This is a genomic window from Streptomyces sp. NPDC007856 (assembly GCF_042868225.1).
Classification (GTDB): Bacteria; Actinomycetota; Actinomycetes; order Streptomycetales; family Streptomycetaceae; genus Streptomyces.
Window position 1 is genome coordinate 208,085 of record NZ_JBIAEC010000013.1, and the last position, 15,919, is coordinate 224,003.

The following is a 15,919-nucleotide window of genomic DNA, read 5'->3' on the forward strand; positions in this document are numbered from 1 at the left end:
CCCCACCGCGGGTTCCGGTGACCGTCGCCCGGCGCCCATGATGTGGCCATGAAGATTCCCGACCGACGGATCGAACTGTTCACCGGCACCGGCAGCGAGCACCGGTTCACGGGCCCGGCGACCGGTGACGAGCGAAGCGTGCTCGTGGCCGTGCTGGACGCCCAGCGCGCCACCCTGGAGCTGAAGTGCTCCGGGCTGGGGCCGGAGTTGGCCCTGCGGTCCGTGTCCCCATCCTCGCTCTCCCTGCTCGGCCTCGTCCGGCACCTGGCCGACGTGGAACGCCGTTGGTTCCGGGCCGTGCTCGCCGGGCACGACGTCGAACTGCGCTTCTCCTCCACGGACGTGCCCGAGGGCGACTTCGACGGCGCCGCCCAGGACCCCGAGGTCGTCGCGGAGTCCTGGGCGGCCTGGCGGGCCGAAGTCGCCTTCGCGGAGGCGTTCGTCGCCGAGGCCTCGCACCTCGACATCGAGGGCCACGACCCCTGGCGCGGCACGGTCTCGCTGCGCTGGGTGCTCATCCACATGATCGAGGAGTACGCGCGTCACAACGGACACGCCGACCTGATCCGCGAACGGATCGACGGCGCGGTCGGCGTGTGACTCCCGGCGGCTGTGCCGCCCCCGCTACAGCGCAGATCAGCCTGGCCGGAAACACTCTTCGGACGCTTCGCCGGCGTGCAGTGGTACTGCGAAGAAGGCCGGCGCCGCGCAGGCCGCCACGCCCGCTGCGGTTGCCAGTGTGCCGGGAAGGGACCAGGTCGCCAGGGGGCCTGCGATCGCCGCGCCCATGGCGAAGGCGGTGATCTTCAGGCTGGCGCCGGTGGTGAAGATCTGGCCGCGCAGACGGTCCGGAGCCTCCCGGTGGCGTATCGCGAACAGGGCGGTGAGCTGCGGCCCTTCACCGATCCCGGCCAGCAGCAGGGCCACGACGAGCACGGCCGGGCGGCCTGTCGCCGCCAGGGCGAACGCGCCGGCCTGGATCAGGGCGCCGCCCCAGATGACCGGGTCGGGCGCGACGTACTGCGGGAATCGTGCGATTACGGCGTTGGCCACCAGGGCCGAGACGGCCGCACAGGACAGCAGCAGCGCGCCGCGCCCCGCCGCGCCGAGGACTCGTTCTCCCAGCAGCGGCACGCAGGCCGTCAGCATGCCCTGCGCGGCACAGCACACGACCGAGGCCAGGGTCGCCCGCGCCAGCCGGGGATTGCCCACGATGACCCGCGTTCCAGCGGCAAGGTCACCGATCAGCGCACCGGGCTGCCGCTCCCGCGCCCGCGCGGAAGGCGCCGGCAGGGTCCACGCCACCGGTGCCGCCGAACCGATGAGCGCCGCGGACACCACGACGGCCGTCGGCGCCCCCAGCACCTCGGCCAGGCCACCGGCGAGGACCGGACCGGACAGGCTCGCCACGCCGAAGGTCATGGCATCGAGCGCGTTGGCCCGTGGCAGCCGGTCCGCTGCCGCCACCCTCGGCAGCTGACCCGTCCAGCCGCCCGACAGTGCCGGCCCCAGCAGGCCGGTCAGGACGGCGATCAGCACGGTGACGGCGAACGGGAGCCTGCCGAGCCCCACGAGGATCACCGCGACGCCGGTGGCGTAGAGGGCGAGCGCGGCGGCCAGCAGCCGTCCCGGCCGCCGTTGTCTGTCGAGCACCGCGCCCAGCACGGGGCCGCCTGCGGCCGCCGCGGCCGTGATGCCCGCGAGCAGCGCCGCCGCTTCGGAGGCCGAGCCGGCGACCGCGTATCCCGCCAGCATCAGCGCCGGTCCCGACATCTCGTCCCCGACGCGGGCCATCGTCGCCCCCGCGAAATACCTGGTCAGCACGTAACGCCTGGTCACCCGAGCGACGTTACGGAGGTAACTCAAAACTCCGCAATATGCGTTACAGTGCGTTGGTGTCCCCCAGCAACGGCGTCGACGGCGAATGGTCCACCCGGCACTCCGTCCTGACCATGGCCCGCCGCACCGCCGCTCTCGTCAACGCCCTCGCCGAGGACCGCCCCCACCCGGGCCATGTGGCGGAGGTGCTGCTCGCCTACGGCGAGACGGGCCCCGTGCACCTCACCTCCCGGGATGTCGCGCAGATGCGGGAGGCCGCGGACCGGCTGCGAGAGGTCTTCGCCGCCGAGGGCGCCGACGAGGCCGCCGCCGTCCTCAACCGACTGCTCGGCGAACACACGGGTCCGCTCCGACTCACCTCACACGGTGGCGACACGCCCTGGCATCCCCACCTCGACAGCGACGACGACGCTCCCTGGGGAGAGTGGCTCCTCGCCTCGTCCTGCCTGGCCCTGACCGTACTCGTCTGGGACCGCCAACTCCCGCCCGGAAGGATCTGTGCGTCGGCCGCCTGCCGGAACGTCTTCGTCACCCAGGGCCCCGGCCCCCAACGCCGCTACTGCTCCCGGCGCTGCGCGACCCGCGAACGGGTCGCGGCCCACCGCAGCGCGCGAAGAAGCCACACCAACTCGCCGCGGCTGCACACCACCTGAGGCGCGGACACCACGGCTCGACGGCTAGGAGCGGCTGCCCTCGCACATCGACCAGACCTCCCGGAGCAGGGCCGGGTAGTCCTCGCCGTACGTGGCGATGCCCGCGTACACCGCGTCGAGGGCCGCCCGCAGCGGGTCGGGATCCGCGGCGCCGAGCAGTGCGGGGACGGCCATGTGCGGCTGTGAGACGGGCAGCGACGGTCTCGGCTCGCCGATCGTGACGCACACGGTGTACTGCGTCGCTCCCGTGGGCTCGGGTACCGGCCATTCGGGCGGCGTCGGTGCCGTCGCCCGGTCGGCCGCGGGACCGCGCGCCGTGGGCTCGGACTCGGGAATCGGCAAGGACACCTCGGCCCAGTCCGGCGCCGGTGCTTCGAACAGCGGGCGCTCGGGCGGCACGGCCTGGCCGACGGTCCGGTCCGGGACCCTCGGGTCGCCTTCGAGGGCCCGCCACACCTGGTCCCCGTCGTCCAGCGGCGGTGGCAGCGGCCGGCCCTCGGCGACGGCGGTGAGTCCCGCGGCGATCCAGTCCAGCTCCACGAGCCCCGCCGCCTCGCACGCGCGGCGCGCGGCCAGCAGGGCCACCGCCCGCTGTGTGACGGTGCCCCCCGCGTCCATGGCGTGCACGAGCGCCGCGTCGAAGGCGAGCAGGCCGCGCACGTTTCCGCCGACGGCGCGCAGCGCCGGGCTCGGCGAGCGCCCGCCCCACTCCCAGCGTTCGTAGGCCAGTTCACGTTCTCTGTCCGCCTGTTCTTGCTTGAGGCGGGCCTGGCGCAGCGCCTCGGCGCGTTCGGCCGGTGTGGGCGGCGGCGGCAGCCGACGGGCGTAGTCGTGCCAGTACGCCGCCATCTTCGAGGTCTGCCGCAGGACACGGTCCGGCGCGGGTGGTGCGGGCCAGAACTGCAGGAGATAGCAGTCCAGTTGCGGCTCGTCGTCGAGTCGGGTGTCCTCCTCGTGTGCCGCGTCCATGCCCTTGGCGCTGTAGCGGACCCGGTAGTCGGTCTCCTCCAGGTCCAGCTCCCAGGAGCCCTCCCCTCCCCACAGCACGAGCGCGGTACTGTCCGAGACCGGCCGGAAGGACACCTCCACGACGTCCTCCCAGTCCAGGTCCGACGGCGGGGCCTCGTCATGCACTTCGACGGTGAAGCCGACGTGACCCGTATGAAGTCCGGTCGTCAGCCACAAGGTCCCGGGAATCGCCGCGCCGCACAGCCCGGAACCCTGGCCTGCGAAAGCCTCGGCGAGGTCCGGGCCGTAACTCTCCGGATCGCTCTCGACGTAGAGCTGGCCGTAGTGGACGTGGACTTCTCCTTCGACCGGCCTGCGCACCACCATCAGGGAACGGTCATGCTCGGCACACTACGACGCGCCACTGACAACGCCGTTCTTCCGGGACCTCAGGTCGAGGTCCGTTCGCCGCCAGCCTTCCTCTCGCCTCGCCGGTGAGATGGAGGCATGACTTCACAGGCACCCCTTGACGGTAAGAAGGCCCTGGTCACCGGCGGCAGCCGGGGCATCGGTGCGGCGGCGGCACTGCGCCTGGCACGGCAGGGCGCGGATGTGGCCGTGACCTATGTGCACGGGAAGGAAGCAGCGGAGGACGTGGTGCGGGCCGTCGAGGCCCTGGGGCGGCGGGCGGTGGCCCTGCGCGCCGACGCCGCGGACGCGGAGGAGGCGGCGGGCGCGGTGGAACGTGCGGCCGAGGCGCTCGGAGGTCTGGACATCCTCGTGAACAATGCGGCCGTCGGGCTGATGCAGCCGCTGGAGAGCCTGACCCTCGCCGACGTGGACCGCCTGATCGCCGTGAACATCCGCGGGATGTTCCTGGCCGCCCAGGCCGCTGCCGCGCTCATGGCGTCCGGCAGCCGGATCATCACCGTCGGCAGCTGTATCACCCATCACGCGCCGGGCCCCGGCGCCACCCTGTACGCGATGAGCAAGTCGGCCGTCGTCGGGCTGACAAAGGCACTGGCCCGCGAGCTGGGCGAGCGCGGGATCACGGCGAACGTCGTACATCCGGGCCCGACCGACACCGACATGAACCCCGCCGGCGGTCCCTTCGCGTCCGCTCAGGCGGCCATGACCGCCCTCGGCCGCTTCGGCACAGCCGAGGAAGTGGCCTCCGCCGTGGCCTATCTGGCGGGGCCGGAGGCGGTGTACGTGACCGGAGCGGAGCTCTCCGTGGACGGCGGGTACGCGGCGTGAGCGAGCGGGGCGCGCCGTGCTCCCGAGCCCCGGGGCGCCCCGTTCTGAACCGCCGGACCGGTCATGTCTGGCGCAGTCGGCGTACGTCGTCCTCGTGCCACTTCCTGGTGTCGCGCGGCTGGGTGTAGGGCTCGGCCCCCGGCGGATGCCCGCCGGCGACGGCCCGCTGCCGCACGGTCTCCGCGTCGAACTCCAGGCCGAGCAGGATCGCCAGATTGCTGATCCAGAGCCAGACCAGGAAGACGATCACGCCGGCCATGGGGCCGTAGGTCTTGTTGTAGGAGGCGAAGTTCGCGACGTAGACGGCGAACCCGGCGGAAGCGATCATCCAGATCGCCAGGGCGAGGACGCTGCCCGGGGTGATCCACCTGAAGCCCTTGGTCCTGGCGTTCGGGGTCGCCCGGTACAGGATCGCGATCATCACCGTGACCAGCAGGACCAGCACCGGCCACTTCGCGATCGACCACACCGTCAGGGCCGTGTCGCCGAGCCCCAGCGCCCGACCCGCGTGGCGGGCCAGGCCGCCGGTGAGGGCGACCATCAGCGCGCCGGCCACGGCGAGCACCGTCAGCATGACGGTGACGCCGATCCGCAGCGGCAGGATCTTCCACACCCGGCGGCCCTCCGGCATGTCGTAGACGGCGTTGGCGGCCCGGATGAAGGCGGCCACGTACCCGGAGGCCGACCAGACCGCCAGTACGACGCCGACGACGGCCATGACCGATCCGGTGCCGGCGTTGTTCTGCAGCTGCTCCACGGACCTGATGACGATGTCCCGGGCGGAGCCGGGCGCGAGGTGCCGGAGATCGGCCAGCACCTTGCCGGTGACCGACCTGCCGGCGATGCCCAGCAGTGACACCAGGACCAGCAGGGCCGGGAAGAGGGCGAGGACCCCGTAGTAGGTCAGGGCGGCGGCCCGGTCGGTCAGCTCGTCGTCCTGGAACTCGCGCAGGGAGCCCTTCAGCACCGCACCCCAGGCCCGCTTGGGCAGTTGCGCCGGTGTGTCGGGCGCGGCCCGCTCAATCCGTGGATCGGGTCCGGCGTCCTGCGGCGCCTGCACACGCGGCACCGGTGCGTCGTCGCTGTGGCGGTGGCTGCGCCCGGCACGATGCGGCTTCGGCATGCGGGCCGGGTAACCCGGGCTCGCGGTTCCAAGCAGGTGTGCCCGTCGGATCCGGCCGTGCATCCCGCGGTGGGCTGGGTACTGGGACCGAGAAGTCCGACGTATGAGCGGGCGCGCCTGAGACGGCTCGGGTGCCGGGGACACGGGCGCAGCGGTGAAACGGCACCGAAGTGGAGGTGACGATGATGAGGTACGACGAGTTCCTCGCCCGTGTGCGCGAGCGCGGCGAGTACCCCAGCCAGGATGAGGCGGCGCAGGTCACGGAGGCCGTGCTGAGTGTGCTGGCGCAGCGGATCAGCCCTGGGGAGATCGACGACCTCGCCTCCCAGCTGCCCGGACCGCTGGGCCCGAGTCTGGCCGACGCGAAGCAGCCCCGGCCGGAGCGGTTCGGGGTCGAGGAGTTCCACCGCCGGGTCGCCGAGCGGATCGGGAGCAGGCCGCGTACGGCCCAGTGGGACGCCGGCGCGGTCCTGACCACGGTCGCCGACAGCGTCAGCGGAGGAGAGCTGAACCAGGTCTTCAGCCAGCTCCCGTCGAGCTACGCCGCCCTGTTCGGCAGGACGGACCTGGCGGACTGAGCCCGGCACCCTGTGCCGGCATCGGGGCGTGCCTCCTGATTGACCGCGCGGGCGGCGTGGGATTTGATGTGGCGCATGCCGGGTGAAGCACAGACGGGTGGAGCACAGCACGGGGCCGATCCGGTCATGGCCTTCGCCACGCAGCAGGCGTGGGAGATGTGGCTGGAGGAGCATCACACCGATGTGCCGGGCATCTGGCTGAAGATCCCGAAGGCAGACTCCGGGCTCGACGGCGTCGGCTACGCGGAGGCGCTGGAGGCGGCGCTCTGCTTCGGCTGGATCGACGGGCAGAAGAAGAAGCTGGACGAGCGGCACTGGCTGCAGCGCTTCACCCCGCGGCGGCCGGGCAGCAAGTGGTCGAAGGTGAACCGGGAGAAGGCCACCGAACTCACGGAGCGGGGCCGGATGCGACCGGCCGGCCTGCGGGAAGTGGAGAAGGCCAAGGCGGACGGCCGCTGGGAGGCGGCGTACGAGGGTCAGCGCGCCGCGACGGTGCCCGAGGACCTCCGGGCGGCTCTGGAGGCCTGTCCTCAGGCCCGGGACTTCTTCGCGACGCTGGACAGCCACAACCGGTACGCGATCCTCTACCGCGTCCAGGACGCCAAGAAGCCGCAGACGCGGGCGGCGCGCATCGAGAAGTTCGTCGCCATGCTCGCCGCCCAGCAGAAGCTCCACCTCTGATCTCCGCGCCTCGGGCCCTCATCGCTTCCGATCCGCGCGGTACCGAAGAGGCGACGCACGGACCGCACTTGGAGGCGCGTCAGCGTGGTGTCAGCCGGTTCCGGCACCGTTGTCCATGTGAACGGCGGAGCGGGCGACCGCGCAGCCGGGAGCGAGGAGAGGTGCCCGGAGTGGTTGATCGGGGACCGGTGAGCGTTGGCTCGAGGTCGGATCCGTAGGGTCCACGCAGGTTCGAATCCTGCCCTCTCCGCACTGCCGAGGCCCTGGGCCTCCGCCCGCCCCGTACAACCTGCGCGGTATCAGGGAGGCACTCCGCCCGACGGCGGGCGTCACACGGTGGCCGTCAGGTGGCGGACGCGTGGCCCAGGGCGCCCAGTCCCGCGGCCACCACGACGTCCGTCAGCTCCGTCCATCGGGTGTCGCGGTTGGCCATCATGGTGGAGGTCACCGCGCCGATCGCGGACACCACCCGCACCCGCCGCTCCTGGGCCTGTGCGAGGCGTTCGAGGATCTCGGGGTCGCGGGTGAGCCAGAAGGCGCCCACGATGAGCGCGCCCGTGCCCGGCCACTCCTCGATCATTTCGACGAGCGCGTTGAGCAGGGCCGCGTCGCGCCGCTTTCCGACCGGGAGTCCGGCGGCCGCGGCGGCGACGCGCGTGATGTGTTCCTCGGTGCGGGCGACGACGGCGGCCTGGATGCGTTCCTTCGACCCGAAGCCCTTGAGGACGGCGGCCTTCGAGTAGCCGGCGGCGTCGGCGATGGCCTGGACGGGCCCCTGGACGAATCCGTGCCGGGCAGACACGAAAGGGGGCCACGTCGAGCAGTGCGCGGTCGATTTCCTCGCTCGTGAGCTTCAGATGGGGGCTCAGCGTGCTCGCGATCACCGCCGTGGCCGTGGTCGTCCAGAGCGTCCTCGCCCTGCTCGGCGGCCTGGGCATGGTGGTCAACCTCTTCCTGTTCATCGTCCTCTCGGTCCCGAGCGCCGGCGGTACGGCCCCGCTGGAGGCCACTCCCTCCGTCGTCCGCTTCCTCGGCACCTTCGAGCCGCTGCACCAGATCTACGTCGGCGTCCGCTCGGTGCTGTACTTCGGCGCCGTCTGGGACGCGGGCCTCGGTCGCGCGGTGACCGCCGCCGCGGCGGCTCTTGTCCTCGGCCTCGGGGCCGGCCTCCTCGGCACCCTCGCCTACGACCGCAAGGGCCTGGCGCGGCGCCACGGCACACCTGCCACAGAGCTGCCCGGGACGGCCGGAGCCGCGTGACCGCCGCCCCGGCCGCCATCTGCGAACACCGCCCGAGTCGACTCCGGCCGGCGCCACCGTCCCCCAGGCGGTGCCGCCGGCCGTCCTCATGTGTCAGCGAGCGGCCCGCACCCCCAGGTGGCGCAGTGCGGCCGCCGCGGCTCCGGCGCCGCACATGCCGTGCGCGCCGGCACCGGGCGGGGTCGCCGCCGAGCACAGGAACACACCCGGCAGGCCGGTCGAGTACGGCTCGGTGGTCGGGCGAGGGCCCAGGAGAAGCTGAGGGATCGTACTGGCCCCGGTGATGATGTCGCCGCCGGCGAAGTTGGGATTGGCGGCGGCGAACCGGGCGGGCGGGGTGACCCGGCGGCCCACGATGCGGTCGCGGACTCCGGGGGCGAACCGCTCCAGCTGACGGAGTATCGCCTCGGTCGCGTCCCCGTCGTAGCCGTACGGGACATGGGCGTAGGAGTAGACGGGGTGGACGTCGCCCACCGAACGGGAGGGGTCCGCCAGGTACTGCTGGCCGACCAGCACGAAGGGGCATTCCGGCAGGCGGCCGGCCACCACGGCCCGCTCCGCGTCGGCCACCTCGGCGAGCGGGCCGCCGAGGTGTACGGTGCCCGCCCGGCGTGCGTGCTCGTTGGTCCAGGGCACGCCCCCTTCGACGGCCAGGTCGAGCTTGAAGACGGCGGGGGCCCGCCGGAACCGCCGGTAGGCACGGCGCACCCGGGCCGGGAGCCGGTCGCCGTAGAGGGCGACGACCTGGCCGGGGTCGAGGTCGAGCAGGGTCACATCGGCGGGTGGCAGCTGCCGGTGGTCGGTGACACGCACACCGGTGTGGACGATGCCCCCGTGCAGGCGCAGCACGCGTTCCATGCTGCGGGCGATGGACTGCGAGCCGCCTTCGGCCACGGCCCAGCCGGCGGCATGGCCCGCGGTGAGGATGCCGAGCCCGATGGCCGAGGTGAACGGCTGCGACAGCGGGCGGAAGGCGTGTGCCGCGACGCCCGCCCACAGGGCCCGAGCGCGCGGGGTGGTGAAGAGGCGGGCGAGGAGGGAGGCGGGAAGGGTGGTCGGCAGGCCGAAGCGGGCGAGCAGCAGCGGGTGCGAGGGGATGCGCAGCAGGGGGCCCATCACATCGTGTGCCAGGGCGTCCCAGTGTCGCACCGGGGTGGTGAGGAGCGCGCGATACCGGTCACCGTCCGGGCCGAGCATGCGGGCGGTGTCCGGCACGGAACGCAGCAGGACCCCGGCACTGCCGTCGTCCAACGGGTGCACGCAGTCGACGTCCGGCAACAGCCAGCGCAGCCCGTGCCGTTCGAGGCCGAGTGCGCGCAGCGCCGGGGAGCTGACGGTCATGGGATGGATGGCCGAGCAGTGGTCGTGCACGAGTCCCGGCAGGATCGCCTCGTGGCTGCGGGTGCCGCCGCCGACCTCGTCCGTCGCTTCCAGGAGCGTGACCTGCAGTCCCACCTTGGCGAGGAGGGCAGCGGCGGCGAGGCCGTTGGGCCCGCCGCCGACCACCACGGCGGAGGTCATCTGGCGCACCTCGACGTGGTCGCGGCCGTGGGGGCGGGCGGTGCCGTCGTCATCCTCATACGCCTGAGTCTGGCATCAGTCCCAGGCGTCCGAGGTCGTCAGGACTGGGGCCGCTTGCCGTGATTGGCGCGATGGTTGCGCCGCGACTTCTTCTTACGGCGTCGCTTCGAGGACATGGATACCTCCTGGAAGGAGAGGGAAACCGGTGAAGAAAACACCTGGAAACACCGTATATCGGGATACTCGGGGCCTCCACCGCAGCCGCCGCCCCCGACCGCCAGTGCATGGCAGCACTGCCCCCGGGCTCTCGTTGATACGATGCGAAAAATGTCCGACTCGTGAATGTTCTCCCTGGACCGTAGGAGCGGAAATGACCGGTGACCCGGAGCCGATCGGTGCCGCTGCCCGCCGCGCGCTGGAGCAGGAGCTGGCCGACCTGCGTGATGAGCGCCGGCTCGTCGCCGGAATTCTGCAGGACCGCACGGAGGTGGGCGATCAGGCGGACCAGGCCGAGCAGTTGCAGCGCGCCAATCAGCTCGACCGCCTGGACCGTCGTATCGAGACCATCACCGAGCGGCTGCGCCGAGCCGACGTGGCCGGGCCAGCCCCCACGGACGTGGTCGGCGTGGGCAGCACGGTCACCGTCCGCTTCCCGGACGGCTCGGTGGAGACGCTCCAGATCGGGGAACTCGCCGAGGCCCTGGACCAGAACCTGGTCACCTCCGACAGTCCGCTCGGCCGTGCGCTGCTCGGACACCGCCCCGGTGACTCGGTCCACTTCGACACGCCCGACGGCCCGTCGAGCGTGGTCGTGATGTCGATCGGGGAACACGGCGAGCAGGGATGAACGCTGGGGAGTCAGCCCTCAGTCGGTTCTACGGACCCTGCAGTGGAGGGAGTCGTGTTCGACGTCGGCGACGATGGTGTCGCCGGGATCGGCCTCGCCGCTGAGCAGAAGCGTGGCGATCCGGTTGTCGAGTTCCGCCTGGATCGTGCGGCGCAGCGGCCGGGCACCGAACTCCGGCTGGTGGCCGTGGGCAATCAGCAGTTTCTTCGCCGCATCGGTCACCTCCAGCGTCATGCCCTGGGCGTGGACGCGGCGTTTGCTGTGGTCCAGCAGATGGTCCACGATCTTCCCGAGATCCTCCTCCGTCAGCCCGTGGAAGATGATGATGTCATCGATCCGGTTGAGGAACTCCGGCAGGAACCTGGTCCGCAGGTCCTCCATCAACTCGTCCTTGAGCTCCGACACATCGCCCTTGTGGTCCAGGATCCGGTGCGCGCCGATGTTGGACGTCATGATGATCACGCAGTGCCGGAAGTCGACGGTGCGGCCCTGGGCGTCGGTGAGCCGGCCGTCGTCCAGGATCTGCAGCAGGGTGTTGAAGACGTCCGGGTGCGCCTTCTCCACCTCGTCGAACAGCACCACGCTGTAGGGCCGTCGGCGCACCTTCTCCGTCAGCTGGCCCGCTTCCTCATAACCCACGTATCCGGGAGGGGCGCCCACGAGGCGGGCGACGGTGTGCTTCTCCTGGAACTCGCTCATGTCGAACCGGATCATCCGGTCCTCGTCCCCGAACAGCAACGCCGCGAGGGTCTTGGCGAGTTCGGTCTTTCCGACACCCGTGGGACCGAGGAACAGGAAGGATCCCACCGGCCGGTTCGGATCCCCCATGCCCGCCCGGTTGCGCCGTACCGCCTGGGAGACGGCGGTGACGGCCTCGTCCTGGCCGACGATCCGGGCGTGCATCTCCTCCTCCAGCCTGAGCAGCTTCTCCTTCTCGCTCGCGGTCAGCTGCGACACCGGGATGCCCGTACGCCGGGAGACCACGTCGGCGATGTCGGCGGCCGTCACCGACACCACGCCCTCGCGGCGTTCTTCGATGCCGGCGAGTTCGCCCTCCACCTCGGAGATCTGCCGCTTCAGCTCCGACGCCTTCTCGAAGTCCTCCCCGGAGACGGCCTGGTCGAGTTCACGGCGGAGCTGGGCGATGCGGTCCTCGCGGCTGATCACCTCCGTGGACCGGCCCACGCTGCGCAACCGCACCCGCGCACCGGCCTGGTCCATCACATCGATCGCCTTGTCGGGCAGGAAGCGGTCGGTGATGTAGCGGTCGGACAGTTCGGCCGCGGCCGCCAAGGCTCCGTCGTCGAACCGGACCTGATGGTGCGCCTCGTAGGAGTCCCGCAGACCCTCCAGGATCTGCACCGTCTCCTCCACCGTCGGTTCGGGCACCATCACCGGCTGGAACCGCCGCTCCAGCGCCGCGTCCTTCTCCACGTACTTGCGGTACTCGTCGATCGTCGTGGCTCCCACGACGTGGAGTTCACCGCGCGCGAGGGCCGGCTTGAGCATGTTGCCCGCGTCCATCGACCCCTCCCCCGTCGCCCCCGCGCCCACGACGGTGTGCAGTTCGTCGATGAACAGGATGATCCGGCCCTTGGCGGCCTGGACGTCCTCGATGACCTTCTTCAACCGCTCCTCGAACTGGCCCCGGTACTGCGCCCCCGCGACCATCCCCGACAGGTCCAGAGCCACGACCCTCTTGTCCTTGAGGGTGTCCGGCACCTCACCGGCCACGATCCGCTGTGCCAGCCCCTCCACGATCGCCGTCTTGCCGACTCCCGGCTCGCCGATCAGCACGGGATTGTTCTTCGACCGCCGCGAGAGGATCTCGACCGTCTGCTCGATCTCCTCCCCACGCCCCACCACCGGATCCAGCTTCCCCGCCGTCGCCTCCTCCGTCAGATCCCGCCCGTACTCGTCCAGCGTCGTCGCCGGTGCCTTCTTCCGTTCGGCGGGAGCTCCGTCGCCGCGAGCGGCCTGCTCGGTCAGACCGGCCAGTTTCTGCGTGTCCATGCCCTCGGCACGCAGGAGCTTGGCGGCGCCCGTCTCACTGTCGCCGAGCAGGGCGCCGAGGACGTGCTCGGGACCGATGTACGACACTCCGGCCGCCTGTGAGTAGGCGTAGGCGGCCCGGAGCGTGCGCTTGGCCGCGGGGGTCAGGCCCGGTTGCGCGGACGGCTCGCCGGACTCCCGGGGCAGGATCCTGTCGAGCTCGGCCGCCAGCGTGTCGGGATCGACGTCCAGCTTGGAGAGCAGTCTCCGGGACGGTTCGACCTTGGTGGCCGCCCACAGCAGATGTTCGGTGTCCAGGTCGGACGTGCCGTCCTCCAGCGCCCGCTGCGCGGCCACGTTGAGCAGTTCCTGCGACGACTCCGTCAGCAGCCGGCCGATGGGCACCCGCTGTACGGCGGGAGGCGACGACGCGGGCGACATCCCGAAGAAACGGCTGAACAACTCGCCGAAGGGATCCGACGAACCGAACGGTGCACCGAACGACATCGACATGACAGCTCCTGAGCGCGCGGGAGGTCGATAATCCGCGGGGTGGTTGTTCCGGGGGTCCGTAATCACTGAACCCCGCTGTGCACGGCACCGCAAACGGAAGACACGCATTGCCGTTCCGGTAACGCTGGGTCACGAGCCGCTCGGGGCATCGGGCAGGTCGTCGAGAAAGGTGACGGTGGGCACATGGAAGAGGCAGCCCGTGACCGGCACAGAGAATTCGAGAATCCGGTCGGGCCGGCCCGGATCCCTACCGAGGAACATGTTCCTCAGCATTTCCTCCGTCACATCCGGGGTACGGGCATATCCGATGAAATAGGTGCCGAACTCGCCTTTGCCGACGGTACCGAAGGGCATGTTCTCCCGTACGATCTTGCGTTCGTCGCCGCTCTCGTCGGTGATGGTGTTGAGCGCGACATGGGAATCGGCCGGTTTCACATCGTCGGGGAGTTCGATGTTGGCCAGTTTGGTGCGCCCGATGACCAGGTTCTGTTCCTCGACCGACAGGGCGTTCCAGGCCGTCATGTCGTGCAGGTACTTCTGCACGATCACATAGCTGCCGCCCGCGAATTCCGCGTCCTCCTCGCCGATGAACACGGCGTCGTCCGCGACGTTTCCCTCGGGGTTCTCGCTGCCGTCCACGAAGCCCAGCAGGTCACGTTCGTCGAAGAATTTGAAGCCGTGCACCTCGTCGACCACGGTGGCCGCTCCCGCGAGTCGCTCGCCCAGCAGCCGGGTCAGTTCGAAGCAGAGATCCATACGGTGGGAGCGGACGTGGAAAAGCAGGTCGCCCGGTGTGCCGAGCGCTCGATGGCGGGGGCCGACCAGGTCCGTGAAGGGATGCAACTGACGTGGGCGCGGGCCGCTGAACAGCCGGTCCCATGCGTGCGATCCGATGCCGACGACACAGCTCAGTTCCTCGGCCGGCGCGCGGAAGGCCACCGAGCGGCGCAGCCCCGAAACGTCCTCGAGCAGGCCGCGGACCGTGTCCTCCCCGCCCGGATCGATGGTGGCGACGAGGAACACCGCCGCCCTGGCCGGCGGGACGATGACGGGCTGCGGTTCGACCACGGCAGTACGCCTCCTCATGAGGTCCTGGAGACACGAGGGCCTTGGAACCAAGTCGTCGGGTCCTTGGAACCAAGTCGTTCCAGCATGGCGCTGCCCGGTCGGCTCGGCAGGTCGTACGCAGTCCGGCGCCGCGACCGGCGGAGGGGCCGACGGGCCGGGGTTGGCTTTACGGGGAGCGGTCGGGTACACCCGTGCCGTGCTCTTTCGTCAGCTGGAATACCTCGTCGCCCTCTCCCGGGAGCGGCATTTCGCCCGTGCCGCCCAGGCCTGCCATGTCTCCCAGCCCGCTCTGTCGGAGGCGCTGCGCAAGCTGGAGGAGGAACTCGACGTGCCGCTGGTGCGGCGTGGCCGCAAGTACGAGGGCCTCACCCCGGAGGGGGAACGCATCGTCGTATGGGCGCAGCGGATCCTCGCCGACCGGGACGCCCTCAAGGACGAGGTGGATGTCCTGCGCAACGGCTTGAGCGGCAGGATGCGGATCGGCACCGTGCCCACCGCGTCCGGTGCCGTCGCCGAGTTGACCGGCCCGTTCTGCGCGGCGCACCCGCTGGTCACGGTCGAGGTGACAGCGGACATGCAGTCGGGGGACATCCTGCGGCAGCTGCAGAACTTCGAGCTCGATGCCGGGGTGACCTATCTGCGCGAGGATGTGTCGGAGGGTGGCTTCCACACGGTGCCCCTGTACCAGGAGCGGTACGTGCTGCTGCTCACGACCGCCGACGGGCTGGCCCGGCGTACGTCGGCCACCTGGGCGGAGGCGTCGCGACTGCCGCTGTGCATGCTGACCCCGGCGATGCAGGGACGCCGGGTGCTGGACGAGCTGTTCGCGCAGGCGGGGACGCAGCCCTCGCCCCGACTGGAGACCGACTCCGTAGCGGCGCTGTTCGCCCACGTCAGGACGGGCCAGTGGGCGGCCATCGTGCCGCATGCCTGGCTCCATGTGTTCGGTGTCCCGCACGGTATGCGGACGGTGCCGCTGATCGAACCCGCCGCGGCCGTGCCCGTGGGCCTGGTGGTCGCCGCCAGGGAGCCCGGTTCGGTGATGGCGAGGGCGCTGACGGACATCGCCCGCACCACCGACGTGGCCTCGGCCCTGGAGCGCGTGCCGGGGGATCCGGGGCGGTAGCCGACGGCGCCGGGCGCGGCTGCGGCTCCCCTGGCGTGCACTGCCGTCGCCTTGGAACGGCCGACTGGTGTCTGCCGCCCGGTCCCGCGGAGCTGTCGGCCAAACGGCCCGGGCCCGCGGCCGCCGGACGCGGTGGCTCGACTCGGCGGTCGTTGGGCAGCCCAGCCCCCCGGTCGCTGGGCGCATCAGCTCAGCTCCACGACCGCCGGGCGCATCAGCTCAGCTCCACGACCGCCGGGCACGGCCACTCGGCTCCGGCGATACCCGGCACCGCGGCTCAGCCCCGCAGGGGTCACGCGCGACGGATCAGCGCCGCCAGTGCCGAGGGCGGCGGCCCGGCTCCGACTACGCCGGGCACGGCAGATCAGCAGCGCATGGCCGAGCGCGGCCACTCAACCCCACAGGATGCCGCACCCGGCAACCCAGCCCCGCAGCCGCCGAAGGCCGCAGCCCGACTCGGCGACGCCGGGCGCCACGGCCCAACCCAGCAGGTGCCACCTGGCAGCTCAGCCC

15 protein-coding genes and 1 pseudogene are annotated in these 15,919 nt (G+C 71.4%); 9 read left to right on the forward strand and 7 right to left on the reverse strand.

Annotation, left to right across the window (positions count from 1 at the left end; translation table 11 throughout):
• The first annotated feature begins 48 nt into the window (after positions 1–48).
• Positions 49–600, forward strand: coding sequence for a DUF664 domain-containing protein (locus ACFYOH_RS29400; protein ID WP_388631509.1), 552 nt, complete (start codon positions 49–51; stop codon positions 598–600).
• Positions 601–636: 36 nt separating this feature from the next.
• Here the strand turns inward: ACFYOH_RS29400 and ACFYOH_RS29405 are convergent, their stop codons facing one another.
• The gene (locus ACFYOH_RS29405; protein WP_388631511.1) at positions 637–1,839 is read right to left on the reverse strand and encodes an MFS transporter; all 1,203 of its coding nucleotides are present in this window, start codon (positions 1,837–1,839) and stop codon (positions 637–639) included.
• A 113-nt stretch (positions 1,840–1,952) separates the two neighbouring features.
• On the opposite strand from ACFYOH_RS29405, the gene ACFYOH_RS29410 reads away from it, so the two are divergent.
• A complete protein-coding gene (locus tag ACFYOH_RS29410) occupies positions 1,953–2,492 on the forward strand; it encodes a CGNR zinc finger domain-containing protein (protein WP_388631719.1) in 540 nt (179 codons plus the stop codon).
• Positions 2,493–2,516: 24 nt separating this feature from the next.
• On the opposite strand, the gene ACFYOH_RS29415 is transcribed toward ACFYOH_RS29410, so the two are convergent.
• Entirely contained in the window at positions 2,517–3,827 is a 1,311-nt protein-coding gene (locus ACFYOH_RS29415) for a hypothetical protein (protein ID WP_388631514.1), read from the reverse strand.
• Between the two features lie 120 nt (positions 3,828–3,947).
• On the opposite strand from ACFYOH_RS29415, the gene ACFYOH_RS29420 reads away from it, so the two are divergent.
• Positions 3,948–4,697, forward strand: coding sequence for an SDR family oxidoreductase (locus ACFYOH_RS29420; protein WP_388631517.1), 750 nt, complete (start codon positions 3,948–3,950; stop codon positions 4,695–4,697).
• Between the two features lie 61 nt (positions 4,698–4,758).
• On the opposite strand, the gene ACFYOH_RS29425 is transcribed toward ACFYOH_RS29420, so the two are convergent.
• Positions 4,759–5,820, reverse strand: a complete 1,062-nt coding sequence (locus ACFYOH_RS29425) for a YihY/virulence factor BrkB family protein (RefSeq protein WP_388631520.1) — start codon at positions 5,818–5,820, stop codon at positions 4,759–4,761.
• A gap of 185 nt (positions 5,821–6,005) precedes the next feature.
• On the opposite strand from ACFYOH_RS29425, the gene ACFYOH_RS29430 reads away from it, so the two are divergent.
• The 3 genes and pseudogenes from ACFYOH_RS29430 to ACFYOH_RS29440 all read left to right on the forward strand — a co-directional run bounded on the left by ACFYOH_RS29430 (position 6,006) and on the right by ACFYOH_RS29440 (position 7,329).
• A complete protein-coding gene (locus ACFYOH_RS29430) occupies positions 6,006–6,398 on the forward strand; it encodes a DUF2267 domain-containing protein (protein WP_388631722.1) in 393 nt (130 codons plus the stop codon).
• A gap of 75 nt (positions 6,399–6,473) precedes the next feature.
• Positions 6,474–7,079 (forward strand): YdeI family protein, encoded by a 606-nt coding sequence (locus tag ACFYOH_RS29435; RefSeq protein WP_388631523.1) that lies wholly within the window; start codon positions 6,474–6,476, stop codon positions 7,077–7,079.
• A 155-nt stretch (positions 7,080–7,234) separates the two neighbouring features.
• Positions 7,235–7,329, forward strand: a pseudogene (locus ACFYOH_RS29440).
• Between the two features lie 93 nt (positions 7,330–7,422).
• On the opposite strand, the gene ACFYOH_RS29445 reads toward ACFYOH_RS29440, so the two are convergent.
• On the reverse strand, positions 7,423–7,881 hold the full coding sequence (locus ACFYOH_RS29445) for a TetR/AcrR family transcriptional regulator (protein ID WP_388631526.1): 459 nt from the start codon (positions 7,879–7,881) through the stop codon (positions 7,423–7,425).
• A gap of 44 nt (positions 7,882–7,925) precedes the next feature.
• On the opposite strand from ACFYOH_RS29445, the gene ACFYOH_RS29450 reads away from it, so the two are divergent.
• Positions 7,926–8,339 (forward strand): hypothetical protein, encoded by a 414-nt coding sequence (locus tag ACFYOH_RS29450; protein ID WP_388631529.1) that lies wholly within the window; start codon positions 7,926–7,928, stop codon positions 8,337–8,339.
• A gap of 93 nt (positions 8,340–8,432) precedes the next feature.
• Here the strand turns inward: ACFYOH_RS29450 and ACFYOH_RS29455 are convergent, their stop codons facing one another.
• Positions 8,433–9,860 (reverse strand): phytoene desaturase family protein, encoded by a 1,428-nt coding sequence (locus ACFYOH_RS29455; protein WP_388631532.1) that lies wholly within the window; start codon positions 9,858–9,860, stop codon positions 8,433–8,435.
• Between the two features lie 370 nt (positions 9,861–10,230).
• On the opposite strand from ACFYOH_RS29455, the gene ACFYOH_RS29460 reads away from it, so the two are divergent.
• Positions 10,231–10,707 (forward strand): GreA/GreB family elongation factor, encoded by a 477-nt coding sequence (locus ACFYOH_RS29460; protein WP_388631535.1) that lies wholly within the window; start codon positions 10,231–10,233, stop codon positions 10,705–10,707.
• An 18-nt stretch (positions 10,708–10,725) separates the two neighbouring features.
• Here the strand turns inward: ACFYOH_RS29460 and ACFYOH_RS29465 are convergent, their stop codons facing one another.
• Together ACFYOH_RS29465 and ACFYOH_RS29470 are read right to left on the reverse strand one after the other, a co-directional pair.
• Positions 10,726–13,212 (reverse strand): ATP-dependent Clp protease ATP-binding subunit, encoded by a 2,487-nt coding sequence (locus ACFYOH_RS29465; RefSeq protein ID WP_388631538.1) that lies wholly within the window; start codon positions 13,210–13,212, stop codon positions 10,726–10,728.
• 129 nt (positions 13,213–13,341) lie between these two features.
• Complete coding sequence (locus tag ACFYOH_RS29470) at positions 13,342–14,280, reverse strand: Dyp-type peroxidase (RefSeq protein WP_388631541.1); 939 nt, start codon at positions 14,278–14,280, stop codon at positions 13,342–13,344.
• Positions 14,281–14,476: 196 nt separating this feature from the next.
• Here ACFYOH_RS29470 and ACFYOH_RS29475 point away from each other — a divergent pair, with 196 nt between their 5' ends.
• Complete coding sequence (locus ACFYOH_RS29475) at positions 14,477–15,406, forward strand: LysR family transcriptional regulator (RefSeq protein ID WP_388631544.1); 930 nt, start codon at positions 14,477–14,479, stop codon at positions 15,404–15,406.
• Positions 15,407–15,919 lie beyond the last annotated feature (513 nt).

Bases quoted from the DNA above. Each gene is read 5' to 3' on its own strand.
- ACFYOH_RS29435 (WP_388631523.1), top strand. From the start codon at position 6,474: ATGCCGGGTGAAGCACAGACGGGTGGAGCACAGCACGGGGCCGATCCG.
- ACFYOH_RS29465 (WP_388631538.1), bottom strand. From the start codon at position 13,212: ATGTCGATGTCGTTCGGTGCACCGTTCGGTTCGTCGGATCCCTTCGGC.
- ACFYOH_RS29430 (WP_388631722.1), top strand. From the start codon at position 6,006: ATGAGGTACGACGAGTTCCTCGCCCGTGTGCGCGAGCGCGGCGAGTAC.
- ACFYOH_RS29420 (WP_388631517.1), top strand. From the start codon at position 3,948: ATGACTTCACAGGCACCCCTTGACGGTAAGAAGGCCCTGGTCACCGGC.
- ACFYOH_RS29425 (WP_388631520.1), bottom strand. From the start codon at position 5,820: ATGCCGAAGCCGCATCGTGCCGGGCGCAGCCACCGCCACAGCGACGAC.
- ACFYOH_RS29410 (WP_388631719.1), top strand. From the start codon at position 1,953: ATGGCCCGCCGCACCGCCGCTCTCGTCAACGCCCTCGCCGAGGACCGC.
- ACFYOH_RS29400 (WP_388631509.1), top strand. From the start codon at position 49: ATGAAGATTCCCGACCGACGGATCGAACTGTTCACCGGCACCGGCAGC.
- ACFYOH_RS29460 (WP_388631535.1), top strand. From the start codon at position 10,231: ATGACCGGTGACCCGGAGCCGATCGGTGCCGCTGCCCGCCGCGCGCTG.
- ACFYOH_RS29455 (WP_388631532.1), bottom strand. From the start codon at position 9,860: ATGACCTCCGCCGTGGTGGTCGGCGGCGGGCCCAACGGCCTCGCCGCC.
- ACFYOH_RS29415 (WP_388631514.1), bottom strand. From the start codon at position 3,827: ATGGTGGTGCGCAGGCCGGTCGAAGGAGAAGTCCACGTCCACTACGGC.